This window comes from Pseudonocardia sp. McavD-2-B (genome assembly GCF_024124365.1).
GTDB classification, from domain to species: Bacteria; Actinomycetota; Actinomycetes; order Mycobacteriales; family Pseudonocardiaceae; genus Pseudonocardia; species Pseudonocardia alni.
Genome location: NZ_JAMXSG010000227.1, coordinates 1 through 9806, shown reverse-complemented (window position 1 = coordinate 9806; position 9806 = coordinate 1). Strand labels below are relative to the sequence as shown.

Below are 9806 nucleotides of genomic sequence, written 5' to 3'. Positions count from 1 at the left end.
CGCCGTCGCCGGGCACCGGCCCGGCGCGCAACGGCGCCCCGCCACCGCCGCCCGCGCCGGAGGACCCCCCGGCCACCGAGGCACTGCCCGTCACCGGCGCGGCGGGGGCGACCCCGCCGGTGGAGCTGTTCGGACCGTTCGACTCGGAGGTGCCGGTGCCCGTGGACGACGCGGACGACACGCCGATCTTCGCGGCGGTCGCCTCGGCCTGGTTCCGTGAGCCGGGATCGACCGAGACGACGGCGCTCCCGGTCACGCAGAACGACAACTGGCGCACCGCGGGCGACGCCGAGTTCGACGCCGCCCGGATCCGGGCCGACCGGGTCGTCGACCTGCCGACCACCGCGCAGGGCCTGCCGCAGCGGCTGCCCGGGCAGGCGATGGTGCCGCCGTCGTGGCGGGACACCCCGAACGGCCTCGCACCGACCGGGTCGCGGGAGCGCCAGCCCGACCGGGTGCGCAACCGGCTGGCCAGCTACCAGCGGGGTCTGCGCGAGGGCCGCCACCGCGCCGCGGAGGACCACGGCCCGCACGGACCGGCCGGTGGTGCGCGCAACGGCGCCGTCAACGGCGCGCCGGTGCCCGGCGGGCACCGCAACGGCCACCACCTCGACGACGGCGACGACCGCAGCGTCGGCTGATCACCACTCGTGCGGCGTCCCGGCGGCCCAGCCGTCCGGGTCGTCCCACGCCTGCAGGGTGCGGCCGCTGACGAAGCGCCGCCGCGCCCCGGTCACCGGGTCGTCGAACTCCAGGGCACGCGAGAGCAGCTGCAGCGGGCGGGTGAAGTCCTCCGGCGCCCGCCGGTGCAGCTCGGGGTAGACGTCGTCGCCGAGGATCGGCACGCCCAGCCCGTTCAGGTGCACCCGCAGCTGGTGGGTCCGCCCGGTGCGCGGGGTCAGCCGGTACAGGGCCCTCTCGCCCCGCTGCCCGGCGAGCTCGACGCGGGTCTCGGCGTTCGGCTCGCCGTCCTCGGTGACGGCGGCGAACACCCCGGGCCGCTTCACGATCCGCGACACCTCGGTGCGCGGCAGCTCCAGGTCCGGGTCGAACCGGGCGAGCGCCTCGTAGGTCTTCGTGACCCGGCCGCGGGCGAACAACGTCTGGTAGGCGCCGCGCAGCTCGGGGCGCACCACCAGCAGCAGGACCCCCGCGGTGGCGCGGTCGAGCCGGTGCGCCGGGCTGAGCGCGGGCAGCCCCAGCTCGTGGCGCAGCCGCACCAGCACGGTCTGGCGGACGTGGCTGCCCCGCGGGATCGTCGCGAGCAGGTGCGGCTTGTCGACGACCACCACGTCGTCGTCGGCGTGCAGCACCGGCAGCCCGAACGGCACCGGCACCTCGTCGGGCTCGTCGCGGTAGAGCCACAGCGTCGTCGACGGCGTGTACGGCGTGGCCGGGGTGACCGGGCCGGCCGCGGTCACGATCTCCCCGGCGGCCAGCCGTACGTCGATCCGCTCCGCGACGTGCGGGAACCGGTCGACGAGGTGATCGCGCATCGTCGCCCACCCGCCGGCCGCCGGGGTGCGGACGCGGGCCGGCGCGAGGCCGTCGACCGTCGGGAGCGGGGACGCCTCCCGGGACGTGCGGCGCCGGCGGGATCTCACGGGACGGCAGCCTACGATGGCCCGTCGTGAGCTGGACGTCCTACGGTGCCTACCTGTTGATCGTCGTCGGGCTGGTGCTGATGCCCGGCCCGGACACCTTCGTGATGCTGCGCGCCTCGCTGGTCGGCGGGCGCGCGGGCGGACTCTCGACGCTGGCCGGGGTGTTCACCGGCAACGCCCTGCAGGGCGGCGCCGCGGCGTTCGGGCTCGGTGTGCTCGTCGCGAGCTCGCACACCGCGTTCACCGTGATCCGCTGGGCCGGGGTGGTCTACCTCTGCGTGCTCGGGGTGCAGGCGCTGCGGGCCGCGCGTCGCGGCGACTACCCCGTGGTCCCCGACGGTGGTCCGCGGGTCCCGGCGCGGCGGTCGTTCCTGGTCGGTTTCGGTTCGAACATCACCAACCCGAAGGTGCTGGTCATGTACCTGTCGGTGCTGCCGCAGTTCCTCGTGCCCGGGGTGACGACCACCGCCGACGCGCTGCTGCTGGCGCTGTCGGTGGCGGTGCTCGGCGGCGTCTACGGGGTCGGCCTGGTCCTCGCCGTGCACCGGGCGCGGGCCTTCTTCACCCGGCGCCGCGTGCGACGCGCCGGTGACGTCGTCGCCGGAGTCGCGCTGATCGGGTTCGGCGGGGCGCTGGCCGCCGCCTGATCTGCGGGGTTGCCCGCATGGTGGGTCTGAGTTCATGATGTGGGTACGACATCGTCGTCGATGCCCAGGGGGATCATCGTGTCGGACACCGTCATCGTGGTGAACACGGCCGTCGCCGTGCTCGCCGTCGTCGTGTTGATCGTGAGGTTCCGGCTCAACCCGGTGATCTCCCTCGTGATCGGCGCCGTCTACCTGGGCCTGACCGCCGGCCTGGGGGTGACGGGGACGGTCGACGCGGTCACCGGCGGGTTCGGCGACATCCTGGCCGACGTCGGGCTGCTCATCGCCTTCGGTGTCCTGACCGGCGCGATGCTGCACCACGCGGGCGCCATCGAACGGCTGGTCTCCGCGCTGCTGACGGCCTGCGGCCCGCGCGGGATGCCCTACGCCACCGCCGTCACCGTCTCCACCGCACTCCAGTCGATCTTCGTCGACGTGTTGCTGGTCATCTCCGCACCGCTGGCCCGGCGGATCGCTCCGCGCATCGGGGACAAGGGGCTGCCGCGCATGGCGACCGCGCTCGCGATCGGCCTGGAGTGCGGGATCGTGTTCATGGTCCCCGGTGTCGGTGCGGTCGCACTCGCCGGTGTGCTCGGGGTGCCGCTGGGCCAGATGCTGATCCTGGGCCTGGTCGTCGTGGTGCCGACCGTGCTCATCGCGACCGGGATCATGTCCGTGCTGCTGCGCCGCGGCTGGTGGGACCCGGCCCGCGACGAGCAGGAGCCGGTCGCCGCGGGCGTGCCCGCCGGTGCGGATGCCGACTCGCCGGACACCGCCGCACCCGCCGCCGGGAGCGCCGGGGGACGGCCCACCGGTACCGGCTCCCCGGACGGCGGGGGCACGGACGGGGGACACGGAGCCGGGCCCGGCGGGGGCGCGGTCCCGGCCGCCGTCGGCACCGCGGTGTCCGGCACCGCCCGTCGCGAGCTGCCGCTGGCCCTGCTGTTCGGGCCGCTGCTGGTGGGTCTGCTGCTCATCGCCGCGGGCGCCGTGCTCGACGCGGCCGGGATCACCCACCCCGTCATCGCGTTCCTGGGCGAGCCGGTGATCGCGCTGCTGCTCGCGCTGATCGGGACCACCGCCGTCGTCGGGGTCGCCCACGGGCGCGGCATGGTCGAGGCCGCGGTCTCCGACGGGTTCCGTGAGAGCGGGCAGATCCTGATCCTCACCGGCGTGGGCGGCTCGCTCGCCACCACGATCTCCGACGCCGGGCTGGGCGAGATCCTCGGCAGCTTCTTCTCCGCCGGCACCGCTGCCCCGCTGCTGATGGTGTGGCTGATCGCCGCCGTACTGCACGTCGCGATCGGGTCGGTGACGATCTCGGCGATCACCGCGGCCGGGGTGCTCGCCCCGGTCGCCCCGGTGATCGGCCTGGCCCCGGTACTGATCGCGCTGGCCGCCGGTGCCGGGGCGCTGTTCGCCGTCCACGTCACCTCGAACACGTTCTGGCTGCTGCAGTCGCTGCTCGGACAGTCCGTGCGCGGGACGCTCAAGACCTGCTCGGTCGGGGTCTCCATCGCCTCCGTCGTCGCGATCCTGGTGATCCTGCCGCTGTCGCTCGTCGTCTAAGGAGAGTCGTGTCGCAACTTCCGCTGTCCGGGGTCCGGGTGCTCGAGCTCGGCAACTACATCGCCGCTCCCACCGCGGGACGCCTGCTCGCCGACTTCGGCGCCGAGGTGATCAAGGTCGAGCGCCCCGGTACCGGCGACGAGATCCGCAACTGGCGGCTCTATGCCGGGGACACCTCGATGCTGTACCGGACGCTGAACCGCAACAAGCGCTCCATCACCCTCGACATGCGCTCGGCCGCGGGGAAGCAGGCCGTGCTGGACCTGGCCGCCCGCTCCGACGTGGTGCTGGAGAACTTCCGGCCCGGCACACTGGAGAAGTGGGGGCTCGGCCCGGCCGAGCTCGACGCCGTCAACCCCGACGTCGTGCTCGTGCGGATCTCGGCGTTCGGGCAGACCGGGCCGCTGTCGTCGCGGCCGGGGTTCGCCGCCGTCGCCGAGGCGATGGGCGGGCTGCGCGCCCTCGTCGGGGAGGCCGACCGGCCGCCGTCGCGGACCGGGGTGTCGATCGGGGACTCGATCGCCGGGCTCTACGGCGCGTTCTCCGCGATGATGGGGCTCTACCAGCGCGAGAGCCGCACGGACCGGCCTGCGCTGGACCGGCGCTGCATGGACGTCGCGCTCAACGAGGCCGTGTTCTCGATGATGGAGTCCCTCGTCCCCGACCACCTCGCCTACGGCGTCGAGCGGCGCCGCGTCGGCGGGCGGATGGAGGGCATCGCCCCGTCCAACGCCTACGTCTGCGCGGACGGGGGCAGTGTCGTGATCGCCGGCAACGGCGACTCCATCTACGGCCGGTTCATGACCGTCATCGGCCGCGCGGACCTGGGCGGCGACCCGGAGCTGGCCTCCAACGCGGGCCGCTGGGCGCGCCGCGACGAGCTCGACGGCGCCATCGAGACCTGGACCCGCTCGCTGCCCCGCGACGAGGTCCTCGCGAGGCTGGAGGAGGCCGGCGTCCCGGCCGGCCCGATCCACTCCGCCGCCGACATCGTCGCCGACGAGCAGTTCCGCGCCCGCGACATGGTCCAGTACTTCGACGTCGACACCGGCGGCGCCGAACCCGCACGGGTCGGGTTCCCCGGCATCGTGCCGGTGCTCGACGGCCGGTCGGTCCCGGTCCGCTCCGTCGGGCCGGACCTGGGCGCCGACACCGCCGCCGTACTCGGCGGGCTGCTCGGGTACACCCCGGACACGATCCGGGCCGCATCGGGGGAGGACGCATGAGCACCGACGGGGTCGTCCTGCGGGACGTCACGCTGCGCGACGGGCTCCAGCTCACCGGCAAGCCGCTGCCCACCGACCGCAAGGTCGGGCTGGTCCGCGCGCTGCTCGGTGCGGGTGTACCGGAGCTGGAGATCGGGTCGCTGGCCCGCGGCGACCTGGTGCCGCCGCTGGCGGACACCCTCGACGTCGTCGCCGCGCTGACACCGGAGGAGCTGGAGCGCTGCTGGGTGTGGGTGGCGACGCCGCGGCACGTGCAGAAGGCGGTGGCCGTCGGGGCCCGCAACGTCCAGTACTGCTTCTCGGTGTCCGATGCGCACAACAACGCCAACATCGGCCGTGACACCGCCGTCTCCCTCGACGCGATGCCGCAGGCCGTCGAGTACGCGCGTGCCGCGGGCGGACGCATCCAGCTGTGCCTCGCGACGGCGTTCACCTGCCCGTTCGACGGGCCCGTCGACCCGGACCGGGTGGTCGAGATCGTCGCCGACCCGCGCACCGCGGGCTCCTGCGACGTCGTCGTCTGCGACACCCTCGGGCAGGCGAACCCCGCCGAGGTCGGGTCGCTGGTCGGGCGCGTTGCGGCGGTCGCCGACGGCCGTCGCGTCGCCTTCCACGGCCACGACACCTGGGGCCAGGGCGTCGCGAACGCACTCGCCGCGGTGCAGAACGGTGCGACCGTCCTCGACGGCGCGCTGGGTGGACTGGGTGGCTGCCCGTTCGCGCCCGGGGCCAGCGGCAACACCGCCAGCGAGGACCTGCTGTTCGCGCTGCGCCCGGGCTGGCTGACCCCCGCGGTGCTGGCCGACCTCGTGACGTGGTCCGAGGACCTGCTGGCCGAGCTGGGGGAGCCCATGCGCTCGGCGACGGCGCGCGGTGTCCGCTCGAACGCCCAGGCCTTCCCGTGGACGGCGGGGCCACGCTGACACCCCGCTGCGCCCGTCCCCGTCCCCGTCCGGGACGGTCGGTCAGTACCGCATCGCGTAGGCCGTGGGGGGCTCACCGAACATCTCGGTGAAGTCCCGGGTGAGGTGGGCCTGGTCGGCGTAGCCGAGCTCGACGGCGACCTCGGCCCACCGGACCGGGCGCCCCGCCGCCATGAGCTCGGTCACCTCGTGCAGCCGGTAGCGGCGGATCACCCACTTCGGCCCGACGCCGACGTGCTCGTGGAACAGCCGCTGCAGGGAGCGGACGCTGGAGCCGGTGCCGTGGGCGAGCGCATCCACCCGGACCACTGATCGGTCCTCGGCGATCGTGGCGACCAGGTCGCGCGCCTCGGCGGCGGCCCGGTCCGGGCCACCGGCCGGGAGCCTCCCGCGCAGGTATGCGGCGAGCCCGTCCACGTCGGCGGTGACCGGGCAGACGACCGGGTCCCGACGATCGGTCACACTCGCGACCGGCGCTCCCACCAGCGCCCGCGCGGTGCCCGCCCGGAGCGCTGCACCGACCACCCGGCCGGTTCCCTGCAGCTCGCGGTGGACGTACCGGGTGGCGGGCCCGGCCAGCACGGCGGCTCCGCCGGGCTGCACGGTCAGGTGCACCTGGGGATAGGGGACGACCTTCTGCCGGTAGGGCCGGTCGTAGTCCCACTCGACGACCCAGAACTGCTCGACGAACCCGGCCAGGTCGACCGGCGGTGCCACGGTGCGCGAGCGCTGGTGGCGGGCCCGCGCCCCGGGGAGCCTGCGGGGGTCATGGTCCACGGTGGTGAGTATGCCGCGGCCCGGGGCGTGGCCGGCGGGTCTGGCGCGTTCGTCCAAGACCCGGCACCGGCCCGGCCCCTAGCGTCCCGGCCATGCACCGTCACATCGCCGCCGCTGCGGCCGCACACCTCCCGCTGGTCGCGGCCGCGTCCCGTGTCCCCTCCTCCCGGCCGACGCCGTGCGCGGGCTGGGACCTGGCGGACCTGACCGGCCACCTGCTCCACTGGACACCCGTGCTCGCCGACGTGGGACGGCGCACCGGGACCGGACCGGCGACCGACCCCGACGCGACGGCACCGATGACCGGCGACTGGCCCGCCCGGCTCGACGCCGCCCGGGACGACCTGGTGACCGTGTGGTCGGACCCGGCGACCTGGGAGGGCGCGGTGACCATGGGTGAGCGGCTCCCGGCCGCCGTCATCGGCGGGATGGTGCTGGGTGAGCTCGTCGTGCACGGATGGGACCTCGGCCGCGCGGTGGGCGTCGAGCCGGTGTGGCCCGACGACGTCCTCGAGGCCACGCTGGCCGCTGTGTCGGCGATGGCCGAGCAGGGGCGGGGGATGGGTGTGTTCGCCCCGGCCGTCGTGACCGCGCCCGGCGCGACCACGATCGAGCGAATCGTGGCGACGACCGGCCGAGACCCCGCGACGCGGTGCTGAGCCGCAGGCGTGGTGGGCCGCGGCCGGGCTCACCCCGGAGGGCGGCCGCCGAGGGTCCGGGTCAGCCGGTCCGCGGCGCCTGCCAGCAGATCCACGCTCTTCTCGCACTCCGACCGGCCGAACCGGAGCGTGGGGCCGCTGATCGTGAGCGCCGCGGTGACCTCGCCCGCGTGGTCGAAGACCGGTGCGGACAGCCCCGAGCCGCCGTCGTCGCGCTCGGCGACGGTGATCGCGAACCCGTCGCGGCGGGTGTCGTCCAGCAGTGCGCGCAGCGTCTCCGGGTCGGTCACGGTGTACTCGGTCAGCGACGGCAGCGGGCCGGCCAGCACCTCCGCGGCCAGCTCGGGGGCCCAGGCGAGCAGGACCCGGCCCGCCGAGCCGGTGTGCAGCGGGATGACCTTGCCGACGTGCATCTCCCGGCGCAGCGCGTGCCGGGTCTCGGCGACGGCGACGCACACCCGGTGCCGCCCCGCCTCGGCCCGGAACAGCGACGCGGTCTCCCCGGTGGTGTCGCGCAGCTCGCGCAGCAGCGGCCCGGCCAGCTCCAGCAGGTCCACCCCGCGGGCTGCGGCCCCGGCCCAGTAGGCCATCCGGATCCCGATCCGGACCCGGTCCCCGACCCGGTCCAGCAGCCCCTCGGCGACCATGTTCGACACCAGCCGCTGCACCGTCGAGGTCGGGATGCCGGTCGCCTGCTGGATCTCGCCCAGCCCGAGCACGGGGCGCTGCAGGGTGAACGCGTCCAGGATGTCGGTGATCTTGCCGAGGACCAGGAGCCGCTTCGGGCCCTCGCTGGTCATCCCGCGACCCGGTCCAGGAAGGCCCCCGCCGCCTCGCGGTAGCGCTCCCAGGCCGCCGGTGCCGGGTCGGCCTCGTAGCGTGCCGGTTCGGCAGCGGCGCTCCACGACGGCGGCGTCGCGCCGCCGTGCAGCGCCCACGCGGCCTGGCGGGCGGCGCCGTCGGCCACGTACTCGCCGGGCTCGGGCACCCGCACCGGCACCTCGAAGACCTGCGCGGCGATCCGGCAGACCGCCTCGGAGCGGGCCGCCCCACCGACCAGGGTCACCCCGGACACGGTGACGCCCTGCTCGCGCAGCGCCTCCAGCCCGACCCGCTGCGCGGACAGCATGCCCTCGACCGCCGCCCGGGCCAGGTTCTCCCGGGTCCCCGACGCCAGCGTCCAGCCGTGCAGTGCGCCGGTCGCGTCGGGCAGGTTCGGGGTCCGCTCGCCCTCCAGGTAGGGCACCACGACCAGGCCGCCCGCGCCCGGCTCGGCGGCCAGCGCGAGGCGGCCCAGCTCGTCGTGGTCCACGCCGAGCAGCCGCCGGGTCGCATCCAGCACCCGGGAGGCGTTGAGCGTGCACACCAGCGGCAGGTAGGCGCCGGTGGCGTCGGAGAACCCGGCGACGATCCCGGAGGGGTCCTGGGCGCGACGCTCCGAGCGGGCGAACACCGTGCCGGAGGTGCCCAGCGAGACGACGACGTCGTCGCCGGCGTCGACACCCAGCCCGGCGGCCGCGTTGTCGCCCGCCCCGGCGCCGACCCGGATCCCGCCCGGCCCGTCGACGGACTCGGCCGGGCCGAGCAGCCGCGGCAGCGCCGGCGTCGACCCGAAGAAGCGTTCCAGCAGCTCGGGGCGGTAGTCGACGCCGTCAAACCAGCCGGTGCCCGAGGCGTCGGACCGGTCGGTGACCAGCTCGTCGAGACCCGCGCCGCCGGCGAGCCCGCCCCCGCGGAGCTTCCAGGTCAGCCAGTCGTGCGGCAGGCACACCGCCGCGGTGCGGGCGGCGTTCTCCGGCTCGTGCGCGGCGAGCCAGCGCAGCTTGGCCAGGGTGATCGAGGCCACCGGGACGACGCCGGTCGTCTCCGCCCACTGCTGCGCGCCGAACTCCTCGACGAGCTCGCCGGCGGCGGCGGCCGAGCGGGTGTCGTTCCACAGCAGCGCGTCGCGGACGACCTCGCCGCGCTCGTCGAGGCAGACCATGCCGTGCTGCTGGCCCGCGACCGACAGCGCCGCGACGCCGTCGAGGCCGCCCGCGTCGTCGATCGCGGCCTCCAGCGCCTCCCACCAGAGCCGGGGCGCGATCTCCGTGCCGTCCGGGTGTGCGGCGCGCCCGGAACGGACGAGCTCGCCGGTGTCGGCGTCGCGGACGACGACCTTGCAGGACTGGGTGGAGGAATCCACCCCGAGCACCAGTGCCATGCCCCCCAGCCTGCCATCGCCGGACCGGCGCGGCGGGAGACAGGCGGGGTGGATCGGTGCCAGGGTGGTCCCATGAGATGCCCTGTGTCAACCCGCCGCTTGTTGATCTTCGAGGAGGCGTTGGAGGGCGCGGTGTCGGGTGGGGTCGTAGGCGAGGTTGTCCTGCCAGCAGTGCCAGATGACGAACAGCCAGGCGCG

At 75.3% G+C, this 9806-nt stretch carries 9 protein-coding genes and 1 pseudogene; 6 read left to right on the top strand and 4 right to left on the bottom strand.

Going from position 1 to position 9806, the window contains the following annotated elements:
- Window positions 1-641 (top strand): annotated as a pseudogene (locus tag NH602_RS23445) (hypothetical protein); the annotation flags it as partial.
- Here NH602_RS23445 and NH602_RS23440 read toward each other — a convergent pair.
- Window positions 642-1604 (bottom strand): pseudouridine synthase, encoded by a 963-nt coding sequence (locus tag NH602_RS23440; RefSeq protein ID WP_253068915.1) that lies wholly within the window; start codon window positions 1602-1604, stop codon window positions 642-644.
- Between the two features lie 26 nt (window positions 1605-1630).
- Between NH602_RS23440 and NH602_RS23435 the strand changes: the two genes are divergently transcribed.
- Genes NH602_RS23435 through NH602_RS23420 form a run of 4 tightly spaced genes read left to right on the top strand, consistent with a single transcriptional unit; the run spans window position 1631 to window position 5969 of the window.
- Window positions 1631-2251: a LysE family translocator gene (locus NH602_RS23435; protein ID WP_073574498.1), complete on the top strand. Its 621-nt coding sequence runs from the start codon at window positions 1631-1633 to the stop codon at window positions 2249-2251.
- Between the two features lie 60 nt (window positions 2252-2311).
- Window positions 2312-3820 (top strand): GntP family permease, encoded by a 1509-nt coding sequence (locus NH602_RS23430; protein WP_218899386.1) that lies wholly within the window; start codon window positions 2312-2314, stop codon window positions 3818-3820.
- 8 nt (window positions 3821-3828) lie between these two features.
- Complete coding sequence (locus NH602_RS23425) at window positions 3829-5046, top strand: CaiB/BaiF CoA-transferase family protein (protein WP_179762491.1); 1218 nt, start codon at window positions 3829-3831, stop codon at window positions 5044-5046.
- Window positions 5043-5969, top strand: a complete 927-nt coding sequence (locus NH602_RS23420) for a hydroxymethylglutaryl-CoA lyase (RefSeq protein WP_253068914.1) — start codon at window positions 5043-5045, stop codon at window positions 5967-5969. Before NH602_RS23425 ends, NH602_RS23420 begins: the two co-directional genes overlap by 4 nt.
- 42 nt (window positions 5970-6011) lie before the next feature.
- On the opposite strand, the gene NH602_RS23415 is transcribed toward NH602_RS23420, so the two are convergent.
- Window positions 6012-6746, bottom strand: coding sequence for a DUF6597 domain-containing transcriptional factor (locus NH602_RS23415; RefSeq protein WP_179762492.1), 735 nt, complete (start codon window positions 6744-6746; stop codon window positions 6012-6014).
- 92 nt (window positions 6747-6838) lie between these two features.
- Between NH602_RS23415 and NH602_RS23410 the strand changes: the two genes are divergently transcribed.
- Window positions 6839-7405: a TIGR03086 family metal-binding protein gene (locus NH602_RS23410; protein WP_073574501.1), complete on the top strand. Its 567-nt coding sequence runs from the start codon at window positions 6839-6841 to the stop codon at window positions 7403-7405.
- 29 nt (window positions 7406-7434) lie between these two features.
- Here the strand turns inward: NH602_RS23410 and NH602_RS23405 are convergent, their stop codons facing one another.
- Both NH602_RS23405 and xylB read right to left on the bottom strand, forming a co-directional pair.
- The gene (locus NH602_RS23405) at window positions 7435-8205 is read right to left on the bottom strand and encodes an IclR family transcriptional regulator (RefSeq protein ID WP_073574502.1); all 771 of its coding nucleotides are present in this window, start codon (window positions 8203-8205) and stop codon (window positions 7435-7437) included.
- Window positions 8202-9608: a xylulokinase gene (gene xylB / locus NH602_RS23400; protein ID WP_253068913.1), complete on the bottom strand. Its 1407-nt coding sequence runs from the start codon at window positions 9606-9608 to the stop codon at window positions 8202-8204. Before xylB ends, NH602_RS23405 begins: the two co-directional genes overlap by 4 nt.
- Window positions 9609-9806: the final 198 nt, after the last annotated feature.